This window comes from Actinoplanes sp. NPDC048796 (genome assembly GCF_040650035.1).
Taxonomy (GTDB): Bacteria; Actinomycetota; Actinomycetes; order Mycobacteriales; family Micromonosporaceae; genus Actinoplanes.
Genome location: NZ_JBEZGO010000016.1, coordinates 49,430 through 66,657, shown reverse-complemented (window position 1 = coordinate 66,657; position 17,228 = coordinate 49,430). Strand labels below are relative to the sequence as shown.

General features: G+C 70.6%; 18 protein-coding genes. 16 read left to right on the top strand and 2 right to left on the bottom strand.

Going from position 1 to position 17,228, the window contains the following annotated elements:
• The first annotated feature begins 167 nt into the window (after nt 1-167).
• The 5 genes from AB0C26_RS39420 to AB0C26_RS39400 are packed head-to-tail and all read left to right on the top strand — an operon-like array spanning nt 168 to nt 4,579.
• Nucleotides 168-530, top strand: a complete 363-nt coding sequence (locus AB0C26_RS39420; RefSeq protein WP_360258409.1) for a VOC family protein — start codon at nt 168-170, stop codon at nt 528-530.
• Nucleotides 531-551: 21 nt separating this feature from the next.
• Nucleotides 552-1,298, top strand: coding sequence for an SDR family NAD(P)-dependent oxidoreductase (locus AB0C26_RS39415; RefSeq protein WP_360258407.1), 747 nt, complete (start codon nt 552-554; stop codon nt 1,296-1,298).
• Between the two features lie 13 nt (nt 1,299-1,311).
• Nucleotides 1,312-2,457: an acyl-CoA dehydrogenase family protein gene (locus AB0C26_RS39410; RefSeq protein ID WP_360258405.1), complete on the top strand. Its 1,146-nt coding sequence runs from the start codon at nt 1,312-1,314 to the stop codon at nt 2,455-2,457.
• The gene (locus AB0C26_RS39405) at nt 2,454-3,428 is read left to right on the top strand and encodes an acyl-CoA dehydrogenase family protein (protein ID WP_360258403.1); all 975 of its coding nucleotides are present in this window, start codon (nt 2,454-2,456) and stop codon (nt 3,426-3,428) included. The genes AB0C26_RS39410 and AB0C26_RS39405 overlap by 4 nt, the downstream gene beginning before the upstream one ends.
• Nucleotides 3,425-4,579: a CoA transferase gene (locus AB0C26_RS39400; protein ID WP_360258400.1), complete on the top strand. Its 1,155-nt coding sequence runs from the start codon at nt 3,425-3,427 to the stop codon at nt 4,577-4,579. Before AB0C26_RS39405 ends, AB0C26_RS39400 begins: the two co-directional genes overlap by 4 nt.
• A 6-nt stretch (nt 4,580-4,585) precedes the next feature.
• Here the strand turns inward: AB0C26_RS39400 and AB0C26_RS39395 are convergent, their stop codons facing one another.
• Nucleotides 4,586-5,185, bottom strand: coding sequence for a TetR/AcrR family transcriptional regulator (locus tag AB0C26_RS39395; RefSeq protein ID WP_360258398.1), 600 nt, complete (start codon nt 5,183-5,185; stop codon nt 4,586-4,588).
• A 208-nt stretch (nt 5,186-5,393) separates the two neighbouring features.
• Here AB0C26_RS39395 and AB0C26_RS39390 point away from each other — a divergent pair, with 208 nt between their 5' ends.
• Together AB0C26_RS39390 and AB0C26_RS39385 are read left to right on the top strand one after the other, a co-directional pair.
• Nucleotides 5,394-6,152: an IclR family transcriptional regulator gene (locus tag AB0C26_RS39390; protein ID WP_360258396.1), complete on the top strand. Its 759-nt coding sequence runs from the start codon at nt 5,394-5,396 to the stop codon at nt 6,150-6,152.
• 26 nt (nt 6,153-6,178) lie between these two features.
• Nucleotides 6,179-8,104 carry an NAD(P)/FAD-dependent oxidoreductase gene (locus tag AB0C26_RS39385; protein ID WP_360258394.1) on the top strand — a complete coding sequence of 642 codons (1,926 nt, stop codon included), beginning with the start codon at nt 6,179-6,181 and terminating at the stop codon, nt 8,102-8,104.
• Between the two features lie 4 nt (nt 8,105-8,108).
• Here the strand turns inward: AB0C26_RS39385 and AB0C26_RS39380 are convergent, their stop codons facing one another.
• The gene (locus AB0C26_RS39380) at nt 8,109-8,891 is read right to left on the bottom strand and encodes an enoyl-CoA hydratase/isomerase family protein (protein WP_360258392.1); all 783 of its coding nucleotides are present in this window, start codon (nt 8,889-8,891) and stop codon (nt 8,109-8,111) included.
• Between the two features lie 125 nt (nt 8,892-9,016).
• Here AB0C26_RS39380 and AB0C26_RS39375 point away from each other — a divergent pair, with 125 nt between their 5' ends.
• Genes AB0C26_RS39375 through AB0C26_RS39335 form a run of 9 tightly spaced genes read left to right on the top strand, consistent with a single transcriptional unit; the run spans nt 9,017 to nt 17,053 of the window.
• Nucleotides 9,017-9,451 carry a nuclear transport factor 2 family protein gene (locus tag AB0C26_RS39375; RefSeq protein WP_360258390.1) on the top strand — a complete coding sequence of 145 codons (435 nt, stop codon included), beginning with the start codon at nt 9,017-9,019 and terminating at the stop codon, nt 9,449-9,451.
• Complete coding sequence (locus tag AB0C26_RS39370; RefSeq protein ID WP_360258387.1) at nt 9,448-10,578, top strand: serine hydrolase domain-containing protein; 1,131 nt, start codon at nt 9,448-9,450, stop codon at nt 10,576-10,578. The genes AB0C26_RS39375 and AB0C26_RS39370 overlap by 4 nt, the downstream gene beginning before the upstream one ends.
• A complete protein-coding gene (locus AB0C26_RS39365) occupies nt 10,575-11,435 on the top strand; it encodes an SDR family NAD(P)-dependent oxidoreductase (protein ID WP_360258384.1) in 861 nt (286 codons plus the stop codon). Before AB0C26_RS39370 ends, AB0C26_RS39365 begins: the two co-directional genes overlap by 4 nt.
• Nucleotides 11,436-11,447: 12 nt before the next feature.
• Nucleotides 11,448-12,404, top strand: a complete 957-nt coding sequence (locus AB0C26_RS39360) for an alpha/beta hydrolase (protein ID WP_360258382.1) — start codon at nt 11,448-11,450, stop codon at nt 12,402-12,404.
• Nucleotides 12,401-13,315, top strand: a complete 915-nt coding sequence (locus tag AB0C26_RS39355; protein WP_360258379.1) for an SMP-30/gluconolactonase/LRE family protein — start codon at nt 12,401-12,403, stop codon at nt 13,313-13,315. Before AB0C26_RS39360 ends, AB0C26_RS39355 begins: the two co-directional genes overlap by 4 nt.
• A gap of 24 nt (nt 13,316-13,339) precedes the next feature.
• Nucleotides 13,340-14,254 (top strand): SDR family NAD(P)-dependent oxidoreductase, encoded by a 915-nt coding sequence (locus AB0C26_RS39350; protein WP_360258377.1) that lies wholly within the window; start codon nt 13,340-13,342, stop codon nt 14,252-14,254.
• Nucleotides 14,251-15,465 carry a cytochrome P450 gene (locus tag AB0C26_RS39345; protein ID WP_360258375.1) on the top strand — a complete coding sequence of 405 codons (1,215 nt, stop codon included), beginning with the start codon at nt 14,251-14,253 and terminating at the stop codon, nt 15,463-15,465. The genes AB0C26_RS39350 and AB0C26_RS39345 overlap by 4 nt, the downstream gene beginning before the upstream one ends.
• Nucleotides 15,462-15,785, top strand: coding sequence for a 2Fe-2S iron-sulfur cluster-binding protein (locus tag AB0C26_RS39340; protein WP_360258373.1), 324 nt, complete (start codon nt 15,462-15,464; stop codon nt 15,783-15,785). The genes AB0C26_RS39345 and AB0C26_RS39340 overlap by 4 nt, the downstream gene beginning before the upstream one ends.
• Entirely contained in the window at nt 15,782-17,053 is a 1,272-nt protein-coding gene (locus tag AB0C26_RS39335) for an FAD-dependent oxidoreductase (RefSeq protein ID WP_360258371.1), read from the top strand. The genes AB0C26_RS39340 and AB0C26_RS39335 overlap by 4 nt, the downstream gene beginning before the upstream one ends.
• Nucleotides 17,054-17,228: the final 175 nt, after the last annotated feature.

Sequence of the window (17,228 nt, the reverse complement as noted above, 5' to 3'; positions counted from 1 at the left end):
GGTTCCGCTGTGCTCGGCCGATGGCACGGCTCATCGTCGGCCTCGGTTGTGACGTTCTGGGCCATGGCGGGGAGACCTGCCGCTGAGTGGAATGTTCGGCCACTCGGCGGCCATGGAAACGCTGTACTGGCCCCTCGCCTTGCCGGCCGGGTTCGCCAGGAGGAGCCATGATCGCCTTCGTCAAGGTCGTCGTCGACGATCTGGACCGCCAGTGCGCCTTCTACGAGACGGTGCTTGGCATGAAGCCGGGGCCCCGGATGCCCGCCGATGCGTACGACCAAGTCTTCCTCACCGGCCCGTCGGGTGGCCCGCCGCTGGCCCTCCTGAGCTACCGCGACGGCACCGAGCTACGGACCGGCGAGGCGGTGCTCGGGTTCCGGGTGCTGGACGTGGACGCGGTCGTACGCGCGGCGATGGCGGCCGGCGGATCGGTACGGGTTGAGCCGAAAACAGTGCCGGGCAGCGGCATGCGCGTCGCGGTCGTCCTGGATCCGGAAGGGCACGCGATGGAACTGCTCGAAGGCGCGTGAGCGCGGACAACAGGAGGACTTGTGTTCGATCTTTCAGGTCATACGGCGTTGGTCACCGGAGCCGGGCAGAACGCCGGTGCGGGCATCGCCCGGGCGCTCGCGGCGCAAGGTGCGGCCGTGGCCGTCAACGACCTTGTGCCCGAGCGCGCGGAGACGGTGAGCAAGGAAATCACCGCCTCGGGCGGGGTCGCGATGGCCGTGCCGTTCGACGTCACCGATCTCGACGCTGTGCGCGCCGCCACCGGGCGAGTGGCCGGCGAGCTCGGCCGGCACGTCGACATCCTCGTGCACAACGCGGGTATCCCCGCCGACTTCGGTCAGGCGCCGTTTCGCGAGCTGGACCCGAGCCGGTGGCGAGGGCCCGTGGAGATCAACCTGTTCGGGGCGATGAACTGCGTCTCGGCGGTCGCCGACGGCATGTGCCGGGGCGGCTGGGGACGCATCGTGCAGATCTCGTCGGGCGCCGCGCGTACGGGGTCGGATCAGGGAATCTCGCTCTACGGGGCGGCCAAGAGCGGCGTCGAGGGCTTCATCCGGCACCTGTCGCAGGAGTTCGCGCCGTTCGGGGTCACGGCCAACACGCTTGCGCTCGGTCTGCAAACCAACGCCGCCGGTGCGGCTACCGAGATGTTCGCCGCGAAGATCCCGGTGCGCCGGCTCGGCACGCCCGAGGACGTCGGTCCTGCGGTCGTCTACCTCGCCTCCGAGGAGGCCGGATGGCTGACCGGGCAGATCCTCAACCTCAACGGCGGTAGCGTCACCTCCTGAAGGGCAGCCAAAGGTGATCGACATTTCGGCGCACCGGCTCGGCGAGGCGGAGCAACAGCTACGCACAGAGGTGCGCGAGTTCCTCGCCAAGGAACGCGCGACCGAAGCGTTCGAGCCGCGCTGCGATGCCTGGATGTCCTCGCCCGATCCGGCGTTCAGTCGCCGGTTGGGTGACCGAGGCTGGCTGGGTATGACGCTGCCCAGACGCTACGGCGGGCACGATCGGTCTCCGCTGGAACGGTTCGTGGTCGTCGAGGAGTTGCTCGCGGCCGGGGCGCCGGTGGCCGCGCACTGGATCGCGGACCGGCAGATGGCCCCGTCGATCCTGCGCCACGGCACCGAGGAGCAGCGCCTGCGCTACCTGCCGGGCATCGCTCGCGGCGAGTGCTTCTTCGCTATCGGGATGAGCGAGCCGGACGCGGGCTCCGATCTCGCGGCAGTCCGGACCCGGGCGAGGGAGGTCGCCGACGGCTGGGAGTTGACCGGAACCAAGCTTTGGACGACCGGGGCGCACTTCGCCCACGCGATGGTGGTTCTCGCCCGTACGGACGGGACCCCGGAGGACCGGCACACCGGGCTGTCGCAGTTCGTCGTCGATCTACCGCACCCCGGCATCCAGGTGCGGCCGATCGTCACGATCGACGGGGAGCACCACTTCAACGAGGTCGTGTTCGACCGGGCCGTGATCCCCGGGGGAGCGCTGCTGGGCGAGCGTGGCGCCGGCTGGTCGCAGGTGATGGCCGAGCTGGCCGACGAGCGGTCGGGTCCGGAGCGTTTCCTGAGCACCGCCCCGCTGTTGGCCGCCTGGGTCGCCGAAACTCGCGACGCGGGGGCCGACCCGGTCACCACTCGCGAGATCGGCCGGTTGACGGCGCAGGCGTGGGCGCTGCGGCAGCTCTCCCTGGCCGTCGCCGCCGAACTTGCTCGGGGGCGGTCTCCCGACGTGCCCGCGGCGCTGGTCAAGGATCTGGGCTCGAGCTTCGAGGGGGAGGTCGTGGAGACGGTCCGGCGTTTGGCCCAGGTGGAGCCGCGCCGCGGCGCCGGCGGACTGGCGGGCCTGCTGGCCGAGGGTGTCCTGCACTCGCCGGCATTCACCCTGCGGGGAGGCGCCAGCGAGGTGCTGAGGTCAGTGGTGGCCCGAGGGCTGGGGGTGCGGTGAGCGACGAACTGAGCGACATCCGGGACGCGGTCGACGCGATCCTGAGCGATCACGGTGACGACAACCGTGCGTTGTGGCGCACGCTGGGCGATACCGGCTTTGCCCTGCTGGGTGTCCCGGAGGAGATCGGCGGCAGCGGCGGATCCTTGGCCGAACTCGCCGTCGTGGTGCGGGCGGCCGCCCATCATGGTGCAGCAGTGCCGCTGGCCGAGTCGGCCGGTCTGGCCGGCTGGTTGCTGGCACAGGTGGGCCTACCTGTGCCGGCCGGGCTGGTCGCCGTTTCGCTTGACGAGGCCAGACTCGGATCCGGCCGGTTGTCCGGGCGGTGCCGGGTCCCATGGGGACGGCACGCGGACCATGTCGTCACGCTCGCCCGCAGCGATGCGGCGCTGAGGGTCGCCGTGGTTTCGGTGGCGGGTGGCGAACTGGCGAGGGCCGAGAACCTGGCCGGGGAGCCGCGCGACGTCGTGACGTTCAAGGACGTGCCGGTCACGGCCGTGGCCGATACGGAGATCTCCAGTGCAGATCTGCGCCGGCGTGGGGCGCTGTTGCGCTCGGTGCAACTGGCCGGAGCGGCCGGTGCCGTTCTCGAGTCGACCCGCCGTCACGTCGGCGAACGGGTCCAGTTCGGACGCCCTCTGGCCCGGTTCCAGGCTGTGCAACAGCAGCTGGCGGCGCTCGCCGGTCAGGTGACATCGATCAGGGTCGCCGCTGACGCGGCCGTGTTGGGAGGGGAACAGGAGACGGCGGTGGCGGCGGCCAAAGCGACCGCCTCGGCCGGCGCGCAGGCCGTCACGTCGATCGGTCACCAACTGCACGGCGCTCTCGGATACTCGACGGAACATCCGCTGGGCTCGGCGACCCGCCGGCTGTGGTCGTGGCGCGAGGAGTTCGGCAACGAGGCCTACTGGCAGGACCGGCTCGCCGCGATCGCGCTCGGCGGCGGCTGGTGGCCGACGGTGACACGATGACCGGGGGAGCGCTGCCTGGTCTACGCGTGCTGGATCTGAGCCGGGTGCTCGCCGGCCCGCTGTGCGCGCAGATGCTCGCCGACCACGGCGCCGAGGTGGTCAAGGTGGAGGCGCCGTCCGGTGACGAGACCCGCCGGTGGGGACCGCCGTTCGTCGACGAGGCCGAGACGACCAGCGCCTACTACCAAGGACTCAACCGCAACAAGGCCAACGTCGTGCTCGACCTGCGCCTCGAGAAGGACCGGGAGACGCTGTACGCGATGATCGCCCGCGCTGACGTCGTCGTGGAGAACTTCAAGGCCGGCACGATGCGCCGGTGGGGTTTGGAGTACGAATCGCGGCTGGCTGGCGACTTTCCGCGCCTGGTCTATTGCCGGATCAGCGGGTACGGCGTGGACGGCCCGATGGGCGGGCGGCCCGGTTATGACGCGGTGTTGCAGGCGTACGGCGGGCTGATGAGTGTCAACGGGGAGCCGGACGGTGACCCGTTGCGTGTGGGCGTGCCGATCGTGGACATCACCGCCGCGCACCAGGCGTTCGCCGGCGTGCTGCTCGCGCTGATGGAGCGTGCGACCAGCGGCCGGGGGCAGCTGGTCGACATTACCTTGTCCGACGCGGTGGTCTCGCTGCTGCATCCCCACTCGGCGGCCTACCTGGCGTCAGGGGCGATTCCGGTGCGTACGGGGGCCGCCCACCCCACCGTTGCTCCCTACCAGGTCTTCCGCTGCGAGGGCGAGCAGTTGCTGTTCGTCGCGGCGGCCAGTGACGCGCAGTTCGCCGGGCTCGTGGACGTGCTGGGCCACCCGCACGTGGCCGGTGATCCGCGCTTCGCGCGTAACCGGGACCGGGTCGTCAATCGCACTGCCCTTCTGGAGCTGATCGAGCCGCTGTTCCTGCTTCGCGACGCCGACGAACTGGGAGCCGCTCTGCTGGCCCGCGGCGTGCCGGCCGGACCGGTGAACGATGTGGGCGCCGCATTGAGCGCGGCGCAGGTACGGCACCGGCAGATGGTGGTCGCCGACGGCGCGTACCGGGGAGTCGGGGTGCCGATCAAGCTGAGCCGCTCCGGGGCGCGCCCGGCGCGGGCGCCGGCGGCGCTGGGCGCGGACACGGCGAGGATCCTCGCCGAGCACGGGTTCGATCTCGGCTGAGCGTTCTCAGCCCACGCCGGCGCCGGCCAGCACCATCCGTAAGGCGTCGCGCAGCAGTTCGGCGATGTCCTCGTCGGAGCCCGAGACGATCCAGTGCTCGAAGACGTACCGGGTCGCCTGCACCACCAGGTAGGCCGGCAGTTTGCGCTGTAGAGGGTGCGCGCCTGGTGGCGTGTGCCGGTGCAGGAAGCGGGCGACGGCGTCGCACAGTTCGTCGTCGGCCTCCAGCCACCGCAGGTGGTATTCCGGTGTGGTCACCATCATTGTCAGGAAGCGGCGGTCGAGGGGCCTGAGCTGACCTCCTACCAGCGCCGAGGTCCAGGCGGCCACCAGTTCCTCGATCGGGTCGCCGTCGTCGGGAGCTTCTGCCAGGGCGGCGATCACCGCGTCGGAGCTGGCCCGGAACAATGGGCGGACGACGTCTTCCTTGACGGGGAAGTGCCGGTGGAAGGTTCGCGGGGAGACCCCGGCGGCCTCGGCGATGCGCTCGACCGTGGCCGAGGTGTTGCCGTCGGCGATGAAGATCTCGAAGGCCTTGTGGGCGATGTCGTTGCGGAGTTCCTCCGCGCGCCGTTCGGTCAGGGTAGGGCGGTCACCCCTCGGCACTCGGCACTCCCTTGGATCAGAGTCGTGATCAGCGAAAACGCCATTGGTTCGAAACAAAGCGTTTACAGCCGTCGACGCGTGAGACTAAGCTAACACCTGTCAGATTCTGACAGGTTGGCAGATTCTGCGACAGCCCTTTGCTTATGCTCGGGAGGTGCTGATGGCCACAGCCGCAGCCCACGAGCCACGAACCGCCATGATCGACAGAGTGGCATCGTTGCTCGAGACCTTCGACGGTCACCAATCGCTCACCCTTGCCCAGATCTCCCGCCGGTCCCAATTACCGCCATCCTCGGCGCATCGCATCCTGCAGCGTCTGGTCGAGCTCGGCTGGGTCGAGCGGCACGGTTTCGAGTACCACCTTGGCCTGCGCATGTTCGAGCTGGGCGCCCAGGTGGTGCGCCGCGACGGCATCCACCAGGCCGCATTGCCCTACCTGCACGCGCTGCACCGCTCGACCGGACTGACCGTCCACCTCAGCGCGCTGGTCTCGGCCGATGTGCTGCATCTGGAGTGTGTCGGGACGCAGCCGCCGGCCGAGGACAGCTGGGGTCTTGGCGCTCGGCAGCCCGCCGTGCACTCGGCGGCCGGCCGGGCCCTGCTGGCCCAACTCGACCACGCCGATTGGCCCGCCCTGTCCTTTCCACGATCGGCCACCCCCGGTGGCGTCCGCGATCGGGCCGACCTTGAACACAACCTGCGGGTTGTCCGCGACCGCGGCGGCGTCGCCGTCGACCTCGGCTCCTGCTCAGCCGGCGTCACGGCGGTCGCCGCTTCCGTCGGCCCGGCCGAGGGCGGCCTGCGCGTGGCGCTCTCGCTGTGCGGACCGTCCGCCGCCGTCCCGGTCGAAAACGCCGTGCGAGCGGTCCGGCGAACGGCGCGCGACATCTGGTACGCCGCAGCCGGCGTGACCCGCCGCCCGCCGTACCCCCTTCTGCCATTGGCCGGCGCGGCTGTTTCAGCCTGAGCCCCCTTGCGAAAGCGGTAACTCTGATGACCGTCATCAACCACGACCAGCCCACGTACGTCGTCGCGCCGGTCGCCGGGATCGACCGGGCCGACCTGGTGGCGGCGATCGACGTCGCCGACCCCGGCGCGCTGCTGGCCGCCCTGGTGCAGCTGACCGGCGACACCGGGCTCATCGACGAGTTCGCCGGCAAGCTGGCGGCGTACGAGTCCGCGCTCGGCGCCTATCCCGACCCGGTGGCCGCCGAGGTTCGCGACCGGGCCCGCCGCATGCTCGGCGAAGAGCTCGTACCCCGCATCACGGCACCCGACGACGAGCTGTTCCGGCGTCTGGCCGAGATCTGCGTCAACGACACGGTCGACGCGGAGTTCGTCGCCCACCTGCGCGAGCAGGCCGGCTTCGAACCGGCCCGACGGGTCGTACCGGTCACCCGCCGCCCACCGGAAGACTTCACCGTCGCCATCATCGGCGCCGGCATGATCGGGCTCAACGCCGCCATCAAACTGGGCGAGGCCGGCTTCCGTTATCAGGTGTTCGAGGAGCGCGACGAGCTCGGCGGCACCTGGTCACGCAACATCTATCCCGGCGCGGCCGTCGACACCCCCAGTCACTTCTACTCGTACTCGTTCGAGCTGAACCCCTCCTGGAGCAAGTACTACCCGACCGGCCCGGAGTACCTCGACTACCTGCGCGGCGTCGCCGGCAAATACGGACTGCTGCCACACCTAGCCTTCTCCACCAAGGTGCTCGGCTGCGCCTGGGACGAGCAACGGCAGGAATGGGACATCACCGTACGGGCCGCCGACGGCACCGTACGCACCCATCGGGCCAACGCGGTCGTCACCGCCACCGGCGTGCTGAACGCCGCCTCCATCCCGGAGATCAAGGGCGCCGACACCTTCCGCGGCGAGATCATGCACACCGCACAGTGGCGGCCCGACGTCGACCTGCGCGGCAAACGTGTCGTCGTGCTCGGCACCGGATGCACCAGCGTGCAGGTCGTGGCGAGCATCGCCGACCAGGTCAACGCCCTGCACGTGGTGCTGCGCCAGCCGCACTGGCTCATCCCCGAGCGCAACGTGTTCGCCGAGGTGCCCGACGGCATGAAATGGGCGCTGACCAACATCCCGTACTTCCACCAGTGGTTCCGTCTGAAGTCCTACTGGTGGGCTGCCGACAAGGGCTGGCCGGTCGCCCGCATCGACCCGGACTGGTACGCCACCCACGTCTCCGCCTCCCCGGCCAACGACGCGGTCATGCAGTTCTGCCTGTCCTACCTCGACAGGGCCCTCGCCGGCCGGCCCGACCTGAAGGAGAAGCTGACCCCGGACTTCCCGCCGTTCGCCAAGCGCATCGTGAAGGACCCCGGCTTCCTCGACGCGATCCAGCGCGACCACGTCTCGGTGCACCGCGCCTCGTTCGCCGAGATCCGCCCGGACGGCTTCGTCACCACGGACGGCGAGTTCCTCGAGGCCGACGTCATCATCTGGGCTACCGGCTTCAAACTGGAATACCTCGGGTTCCTCGACATCACCGGCCGCGACGGCGTGAAACTGGCCGACGCCTGGGCCGGCCAGGACCCGCGCGCCTATCTGGGCATCACCGTTCCCGGCTTCCCGAACCTGTTCGTCACCGCCGGGCCCAACGCCGCCCCCAACCACGGCGGCGGCCACAACATCACCAGCGAGGAGCACGTTCACTACATCGTCGAGAGCCTGCAACACCTCGTCGAGAACGGCTACACGGCGATGGAGCCGACGACCGCCGCCACCGACGACTACAACCGGCGTGTCGACGAAGCCTTGGACGAGACCGTGTGGCAACACGCCGGCACCGCCAACGGCTACTACCGCAACTCCTCCGGCCGGGCCTGGGTGACCTGTCCGTGGCGTCTGGTCGACTACTGGACGATGCTGCGCGCCCCCGAGCCGCGGGACTACCACTTCACCTAGCCACTCACCGCCCGCGAAACACCGGTGGGCGGCGCTCCAGACTCGCGGCGATGCCCTCGCCGCTGTCGCGCGTCGCCCACAACACCTCCTGCTCGGCGAGCTCGTGATCCAGTGCCTGGCGGACCCTCGGCGCCAGGTCCGCGCGCAGCGTCGCCCGGATCGACCGGACCGCCAGCGGCGCGTTCGCGGCGATCTGCTGGGCGAGTTCCACCGCCGCCGCCCGCACCTGGCCCGGCTCGGCGAGCCGGTCGGCCAGCCCGAGCCGCAGCGCCTCCTCACCGCCGACCCGCCGGGCGGTCAACAGCATGTCCGCCGCCGCCCGCCGGCCCACCACCTCGGGCAGCGTCACGCTCAGGCCGAAGCCCTGGTGGAAGCCGAGCGCCGCGAAGTTGGCCACGAACCGGCTGTCGCGATCCGCCACCCTGAAGTCCGCGGCGCAAGCCAGGCCGAGCCCGCCGCCGACCGCCGAGCCCTGCACGGCCGCCACGATCGGTGTCCGCCCCTCGAACAGCTGGACCGCGCGCCGGTACAAGCGGCCGGCCGCTCCCACCCGATCCTCCGCGAAGTCGCCGCCGGAGAAGTCCGCGCCGGCGCAGAAATGCCGACCTTGCGAGGCCAGCACGATCACCCTGCAGGCCGGATCGTCGTCCAGGTTCCGCGCGCCGTCGACGATCCGCCCGATCAACAGCTCGTCGAAGTAGTTGGCCGGCGGCCGGCGCATCTCCAGCACCGCGACCCCGTCCTCGACGGTGATCGACAGGTCGGTGCTGCCGGACTGTGCTGTCACTGAAACCTCCAACACTAGGTGTGCGGCTCGACGGTCGCCGACCCGGCGGAGTCCGGCCACCGGAATTTCCGCTCACTGGAATGAGCGGGTCCGGCGTCGAGCCGGATCGCCAATCATCGTCAGCCATGGACAACGCTCCAGCACGGACGGCGCCCCCGGCCACCGACGCCGGCGACACCGCGCACATCACCAATCTCCTGCATCGGTTCGCCCGCCTGGCCGACGTCGGCGAGCTGACCGAGCTGGGCGCCGATCTGGCCGAGGACATCGTCTGGCGGATGGCCGAGGCAACCTGGCACGGCCGCGGCGACGTGGTCGCCGGTCTGGGCCGGATGCGCGAGCTGGGCTACGCCGGTCCCGCCTCGGGCAACCGGCACGTCGTCACCAACGTCGAGGTCTACCTCGACGGCGACGGCGAAGCAGCCACCGCACACAGCTACTTCCAGCTCGTCTCGCCGGGCACCCCGGCGCCGATCACGGTCATCGGGTCCTACGCCGACGAGCTGCGGCGTACCCCCGACGGCCGCTGGCTGCTGGCCGACCGGCGGGTGACCACGTGAGCGCCCGGCCGGACGACCCGCGGATCCGGGCCGCCCTGAAACGATCCCTCGAACTGGGTGAGACCGGGATCGGCGTGGCGGCGTACCACCGCGGCGAGCTCATCGTCGACGCCGTGGCCGGTGACGCCGACGAGCGCACGCTGTTCCCCATCTTCTCGGTCACCAAAGGCGTCACCGCCCTCGCCGTGCACCTGCAAGCCGAGCGCGGCCGGCTCGACCTGCGGGCGCCGATCGCCCGGTACTGGCGGGAGTTCGCCCGCCACGGCAAGGACACCGTCACCGTCGAACAGGCCCTCTCGCACCGCGCCGGCATCCCGCAGATGCCCGACGGTGTCACCCCGGAGCTAATGGCCGACTGGGCGTGGATGACCGAGCAGATCGCCGATTCCATCCCGCTGTTCGAGCCGGGCACCGCCAACGCCTACCACGTACTGGTGTGGGGCTGGATCCTCGGCGAGGTCGTCCGCCGCACGGACCCGGCCCGGCGCCCCTTCGAGCGCTTCGTGGCCGAGGAGATCACCGGGCCGCTCGGCGTCACCGACTTCCACCTCGGCGTGCCCGACGCCGACCTGCCACGGGTGGCGAAACTGTCCGGCGGCAACGAGTTCGCCATCGTCGACGAGCACGGCATCAGCCCCGCCGCCGTCTTCCCCGGCTCGGACGTGCACAACCAGAAGGTGGTGCAGCAGGCGGTCGACCCCGGCGCGGGCGCCATCGCCACCGCCGGATCGGTCGCCCGGATCTTCGCGGTGCTGGCCGAGGGCGGCGAACTCGACGGCGTACGCCTGTTGTCGCGTGACCGCGTCGCCGGGCTCACCCGGCCGCGGGACGGCGCGCATGACCCCGACCGGGTGCTGACCATCCCGGTCTGGTTCGGCGCGGCCGGCTACTGGCTCGGCGGCGAGCCCAACGCCTCCGACCCGCTGGTCGGCGACCACCGCGACATCGTCTACAGCCCCGGCGCCGGTGGCTCGCTGGCCTGGGCCGACCTGCGAGACCGGATCGCCGTCGCCATCTGCCACAACAACATGGACACCCCGGCCGTCCTGGAGCCCGAGCGCACGTTCGCGCCGGTCGTGCGGGCGATCCGGGAGATCGTCGCCGAAAGGGAAGGGACCACCCGATGAGCACGGCGAAGGAACTGTTCGGCGGCGGCGTCGCGGTGATCACCGGAGCCGGTGCGGGTATCGGCGCCGGCCTGGCCCGGTACGCGGGCCTGCATCTGGGCATGACCGTCGTGCTGGCCGACGTGGACACCGGCGCCGTCGCCGCATTGCGTGCAGAGCTGGAGGCCGGCGGCGCGAAGGCACTCGACATCCGTTGTGACGTGCGCGACTCCAAGGCGGTACGTCGTCTCGCCGAACGCACCCTCGGTGAGGCGGGCCCGGTCCGGCTGCTGGTCAACAACGCCGGGGTCGAGCAGTTCGGTTACCTGTGGGACACCCCCGAGGCGAACTGGGAAAGGCTGCTCGCGATCAACATCAGCGGCGTCTTCCACGGCATCCGCGCCTTCGTTCCTGCCATGCTGGCCGAGCCGGGACAGTCCTGGATCTGGAACCTGTCGTCGGTCGGCGCTGTCAGCGCCAGCCCGCTCCAGGCCCCGTACATCATGAGCAAGCACGCGGTCTTGGCCCTCACCGAATGCCTGCACCAGGAGGTCGAGCTGGCCGGGCACGCCGGCCACGTCCACGTGCAGGCCGTCCTTCCGGGCGCGGTCGCCTCCAGCATCTTCGAGACCGCCGGAGGCGTCGAGCAGGGTGACACGACGGCGGCCGAGGAGCACCGGGCCGCGATGCTGCGCATCAAGGCCACCGCCATGGACCCGCTGGACGCGGCCCGGGTCTTCTTCGACCAGGCCGCCGACGGCGAGTTCTACCTGACCTCGCAGGGCTTCGTCCGCGGCGTGATGGCCGGCCGGGCCGACACCCTGCTGCACCGTCGGACGCCGCAGCTGCTCACCGGCGAGTTCGCCGTCACCGACTGAGCGGGAGCCGCCATGACCGCACCACTGCTGGATCCGGACGCCGCCGCCATCGCCGCGGCGGTGGCCGACATGCCGTCCATGCGCGAACGAGGGATTCACGCCGTGCGGCAGGCCCTCGAGGGTGCACCCCGTCCTCCTGGCCTACCCGCCGTGGACCGCATCGAGGACCGCATCGTGACCGGTCCGCACGGCGACATCCCGGTCCGCGTGTACCGGCCGGTGCCCGGCGACGGGCTGCCGGCCGTCGTCTACCTGCACGGCGGTGGGATGTGCATGGGCTCGATCGACTCGTTCGAGCCCGTCGCCCGCTGCCTCGCTCACGACAGCGGCGCCGTCGTCGTGTCGGTCGGCTACCGGCTCGCCCCCGAACACCCGCCGCCGGCCCAGTTCGACGACGCGTGGGCAGCCACCCGCTGGGTGGCCGAGCACGCCATCGAGCTGGGCGCCGACCCGAACCGTCTTGCCGTGGCCGGGGACAGCGCCGGCGGCACCCTCGCCGCCGCCGTCGCACTGGCCGCCCGCGATCGCGGCGGCCCGGCCATCGGCTGCCAGGTGCTGATCTACCCCGGTCTCGACCGGGACCTGGCCGCTGCGTCGATGACCGCCTACGCGGATGCGCCGATCCTGTCGGGCGACGACGTCCGCTACCTCAACGAGCTGGCCGACGCCGGTCTGGGGCACCCCAGTAGCCCGTACCGGATCCCGGCGTACGCCGCCGATCTGACCGGCCTGCCACCGGCGATTGTGGTGACCGCCGAATGCGACCCGATCCGCGACTGGGGCGAGCGCTACGCCACCCGGCTGCGTGACGCGCGCGTGCAGACGACCATCACCCGCTGTCCCGGCGTTCACCACGGGTTCGTGCTGCAAGCCGGATATCTCGCCCGCGGCCGGCTCGCCCTGGCTGAGACCGGCGCGCTGCTGCGAGCCAAGTTCACCCACCCGCTGCACCTGAAGGAGGACGCATGACCGGCATCGTCGCAGGCCCGTTCGCCGACGCCCGTGAGATCGAAGCACGTCGCCTGTCCGGCGGCTACACCTGGACCGAGTGTCCGCGCTGGCACGACGGCGCGTTCTGGTTCAGCGACATGTACAACCACCGCATCACGCGGCTCGACCAGGCCGGCGCCGCGGAGATCGTGCTCGACCTGTCCGATCGCGGGGCGGAGGTCGTGCCCGGCGGGTTCGGCTGGCTGCCCGACGGACGCCTGATCGTCACCTCGATGCACGAACGGCTCGTGCTCGCCTTCGACGGCGAGCGGGTCACCGTCCACGCCGACCTGACCGCACTGGCCACCGGCCCGATCAACGACATGGTCGTCGACGCCGACGGCCGCGCCTACGTCACGCAGCTCGGCTTCGAGCTGTTCGCCGGCGAACAGCCCCGCGATTCGGCGCTGCTGGTCGTCGAGCCGAACGGCGGCGCGGCGGCTCTCGACGATCTCGGTGGCTTCGCGGGCGCCAACGGCATCGCGATCACCGGCGACGGTTGCCGGCTGCTGACCGCCGAGGCGTTCGCCAACCGCATCACCGTCGTCGACCGCGACGACAAAGGCCGGCTCAGCAACCGTCGCGTCTTCGCCGAGACCACCTCGCTGCCCGACGGCATCTGCCTCGACACCGAAGGCGGCGTCTGGACCGGCATGCCCTCGGTACCCGCCGTCGCCCGCATCGTCGAAGGCGGAACGGTCACCGACGTCATCCCCTTCGACGTCACCCGGGCCCTGCCGCCCGCGGTCGTGCTGGGCGGCGACGACCGTCGCACCCTGTACATCTGCGCTGGCCTCGACGTCCTCGACTTCGAGCAGTCCCGCCGTAACCGGTCCGGCTCCATCTGGACGGCCGAGGTCACCGTGCCCGGCGGCGACAGCCGCCCCTGAAAACCTCGCCGAAGGGAAACAACCATGGACCCCTTGTCCTTCGCCGGCCGCGTCGTGATCGTGACCGGCGCCGGCCGTGGCATCGGCCGCGCCCACGCCCTGCTGCTGGCCTCCCGCGGCGCGTCCGTCGTCGTCGCCGATCGCGGTGCCCGCGTCGACGGCTACGGCGTCGACGGTGACGACCCGGCCGGCGGTGTCGCCGACGAGATCCGGGCCGCCGGCGGCCACGCCGTGGCCTGCCGCGCCGACATCTCCCGCCAGGACGAAGCCACCGAGCTCGTCGACCTGGCCGTGCACGAGTTCGGCCGGCTCGACGCCGTCATCAACAACGCCGGTATCGTCCGGCCGGGCCGGTTCGACGAGATCCGCATCGAGGAATACCAGCGCAACCTCGATGTGCACTTCTTCGGATCGCTGTACGTGTGCCGCGCCGCCTGGCCACACCTGATCACATCCGGCACCGGCCGCATCGTCAACACGGTCTCCGCGGCCATGCTCGGCAATCCGCTCATGACCCACTACGGCAGCTCCAAGGGCGCGGTATTCGCCCTCACCCGCAACCTCGCCCTCGAAGGCGCCCCGCACGGCATCACCGTCAACGCCATCGCGCCCGGCGCCGGCACCCGCATGGCCGAGAGCTCAGCCGCGTCACTCACCCCCGAAGTCATGCACTATCTGCGCACCCAACTGCGGCCCGAACAGGTCAGCCCGCTCGCGGCGTACCTGGTGCATCCGTCCAGCACCGTCAGCGGCGAACTGTTCAACGCTGCCGGCGGCACCGTCAACCGCGCCGTGGTCGTCACGACGACCGGCATCACCGATCCGGACCTGACGATCGAAACCGTGGCCCGCGGCTTCGACCAGATCATGGCACTCACCCCCGACGCGCGTCCCGACCTCGTCGCCTTCCCCGCGCAGCCGCAAGGAGCGTCACGATGACCGCCACCCCCGAATACCCCTTCGGCCCGATGACGGTGCCGGAGGCTGTCGCTCACACCGCCCGCCTTGTCGCCGACCGGCCCATGACCAAAATGACGATGCCGTACGGCGGCGACGTGTGGCTGGTGCACCGCAACAGCGCCGCCCGGGCCGTCCTGGCCGATCCCCGATTCATCCGCCGACCCTTCCGCACCGGCGAGCGGACGGTGCCGTTCTTCGTGCCGTTCCCGGACTTCCTGCGCACCACCTTGCAGTTCGAAGACCCTCCGCAGCACACCAAACTGCGCAAACTCGTGCAGAAGGCGATCTCCCCGAAACGCGTGGCCGCCATGCGCGCTTCCGCCGTCACCTTCGCCAACCAGCTGATCGACGCCATGACCGCCCGCGGCGGCCCGCGCAACCTGGTGACCGACTACGCGGTAAGCCTGCCGATCGAGATGCTGAGCACCCTGCTGGGCGTGCCGTCGGCCGACCGCGAGAAGTTCGAGCGGTGGAGCGCCTCCACCCTCGCGGTCGCTGGCAAGAGCGAGACCGAGATCGCCGCCGACCTGCGCGACCTGTCGGCCTACATGACCGACCTCATCGCCCGCCGTCGCAACCAGCCGCAGGACGACCTGCTCAGCGCACTCGCCCACGCCCGCGACCGCGACGAGACCCTCACCGACGCGGAGATCCTGCCGATCGCCTTCATCCTCATCGTCGGCGGCTTCGACAACACAGCGACGTTCCTGTCCACCGGTGTGCTGGCCCTGCTGCGCAACGACGAGCAACGCGCCCAGTTCCTCACCGACCCCGACGGGCTGGCCCCCACCACCGCCGAGGAGATCCTGCGCCACGGCAGTTTCGCCGTCGGCCAGCCGGTGGCCGGCGGTGGCGGCCTGGTCCCGTTCGTGGCCACCGAGGACGTCGAGATCGAAGGCCAGCTCATCGCCGCGGGCGATGCGGTCAGCCTTGACCCAGGCTCGGCCAACCACGACCCGGCCGCCATCGACGACCCGGGCCGCTTCGACATCGCCCGCAAGGACAACCCGCACCTGATGCTCAGCTACGGCTTGCACCACTGCCTCGGCGCCCCCCTGGCCCGCATGGAACTCCAGGTCGGACTGGCCGAGCTGTTCAAACGCCTCCCGCAGATCCGGCTGGCCGGTGAGCCGGAGTACAACCGCGCGGTTCTCACCCAGCCCATGACGAGCCTCCCGGTGACCTGGTGAATGCTGAAGTCCTCTACATCCAGCCCGATGGCACCGAACGGGTCATCGGGGCCATCCCGGGCGACTCGGTCATGATCACCGCCGTGCGCAACGGCATCGGCGGCATCCTCGGCCAGTGCGGCGGGTCGCTGTCCTGCGCCACCTGCCACGTCTTTGTCGACGACCATGATGCGGCCGGCTTCGCCCCGATCAGCGAAGACGAGGACGACATGCTCGACGTCGCCGCGACCGACCGCGAAGACAACTCACGGCTGTCCTGCCAACTCATCGTGACCGCCGGGCAGCACATCCGCGTCACCATCCCGAAGACCCAGCTATGAGCACCGGACATCTGCTCGTCGTCGGCGCCGGCCAGGCCGGCGCCCAACTGATCAGCAGCGTCCGCACGCTTGGCTGGGACGGACCGATCACCCTGGTCGGACAGGAGGCGCACGCCCCGTACGCCCGCCCGCCGTTGTCCAAGGCGTTACTGCGCGGTGCGGCGAGCGCCGGTTCGATCGGGCTACGCAGCAGCGCGTTCTACGCCGAGCAATGCGTCGACCTGGTGGCCGGTGAGCGTGTCGAACGCATCGATCTGACCGGGGCGGGCGCCGGTACGGCCGAATCCGCCTCCGGCCGTCGGTGGCGTTTCGACCGCCTGGCCCTGGCCACGGGCGCTCGACCCCGGCGGCTGCCGATCGGCGGCGCTGACTTGGACCGGGTGGTCGTGTTACGAACCCTCGACGACGCTCTGGCCCTGGCCGGTCTGCTGGGTACGGCCCACGACCTGGTCGTGATCGGTGGCGGATTCGTGGGCCTCGAGGTGGCTGCCACCGCGGCTGCCGCCGGTGTGCGCGTCACGGTGCTCGAGATGGCGCCGTCGATTCTGAACCGGGTGGTCAGCGTACAGACGGCAGCGGCGGTGCAGGCCGCGCACGAGGCCACCGGAATCGGGGTCCGCACCCACGCGTGCCCGGTACGCCTGCACACCGATGGCCGGGGCGGTGTCGCTGCGGTGGAACTGGCCGATGGCACGGTCATTCCCGCCGACTTGGTGCTCGTCGGCATCGGCGCGCACCCGGACGACGAACTGGCCTCCGCGGCGGGCCTGCGGTGTGAGGGGGGAGTGGTCGTAGACTCCTGCTCTCGCGCCTCCGACGGGTACACCTTGGCCATAGGCGACTGCGCGAACCTGCCGGACCCCTCAACGGGCGCGTCGGGGAAACGCCTCCGTCTGGAAAGTGTCGACAACGCCGTCGAGCAGGCCAAGGCTGCCGCGGCCACGCTGACCGGTGATCCCCGGCCGTACCGCAGTACTCCCTGGTTCTGGTCCGAACAGGGCCGCCTGAAGCTGCAGATCGCCGGACTCGCCAGCCCCGACGACGATGTGGTGATCCGCGCGGGCAAGCGTCCGGGGCAACACATCGCCTTTCGGTACCGCGGTGACCGGATGAGCGCCGTCGAGTGCCTCAACACCCCGGCGGACTTCCTCGCCGTACGGGCTGCCCTGGCCGAAGGCATCTCCCTGCCTCGCGAGGCGGTGGCGGACACGGCAACTGCTCTGAAACGGCTGCAACACCTCGGCCGGGAACGTCCCAGTTACCACTGAAGTCCGGTTCATTGCCGCGTGAGTTCGAGGGGAGAAGACGCGATGCCGTTGACCGGCGACTATTAATCCAGCCGGCGGACTGGATCATCGATCAGGTTGTAGGCATCGGTGGTGCAGGCGTGACCGGGTTATGACGTTCACCAGGAGAGAGCCAGCCGGGAGACTCCGGTGGTTG

What these genes read in the sequence shown, in the direction of transcription:
- AB0C26_RS39420 (WP_360258409.1), top strand. Translation starts at nt 168, where the DNA reads ATGATCGCCTTCGTCAAGGTCGTCGTCGACGATCTGGACCGCCAGTGC.
- AB0C26_RS39400 (WP_360258400.1), top strand. Translation starts at nt 3,425, where the DNA reads ATGACCGGGGGAGCGCTGCCTGGTCTACGCGTGCTGGATCTGAGCCGG.
- AB0C26_RS39385 (WP_360258394.1), top strand. Translation starts at nt 6,179, where the DNA reads ATGACCGTCATCAACCACGACCAGCCCACGTACGTCGTCGCGCCGGTC.
- AB0C26_RS39375 (WP_360258390.1), top strand. Translation starts at nt 9,017, where the DNA reads ATGGACAACGCTCCAGCACGGACGGCGCCCCCGGCCACCGACGCCGGC.
- AB0C26_RS39365 (WP_360258384.1), top strand. Translation starts at nt 10,575, where the DNA reads ATGAGCACGGCGAAGGAACTGTTCGGCGGCGGCGTCGCGGTGATCACC.
- AB0C26_RS39360 (WP_360258382.1), top strand. Translation starts at nt 11,448, where the DNA reads ATGACCGCACCACTGCTGGATCCGGACGCCGCCGCCATCGCCGCGGCG.
- AB0C26_RS39355 (WP_360258379.1), top strand. Translation starts at nt 12,401, where the DNA reads ATGACCGGCATCGTCGCAGGCCCGTTCGCCGACGCCCGTGAGATCGAA.
- AB0C26_RS39350 (WP_360258377.1), top strand. Translation starts at nt 13,340, where the DNA reads ATGGACCCCTTGTCCTTCGCCGGCCGCGTCGTGATCGTGACCGGCGCC.
- AB0C26_RS39345 (WP_360258375.1), top strand. Translation starts at nt 14,251, where the DNA reads ATGACCGCCACCCCCGAATACCCCTTCGGCCCGATGACGGTGCCGGAG.
- AB0C26_RS39335 (WP_360258371.1), top strand. Translation starts at nt 15,782, where the DNA reads ATGAGCACCGGACATCTGCTCGTCGTCGGCGCCGGCCAGGCCGGCGCC.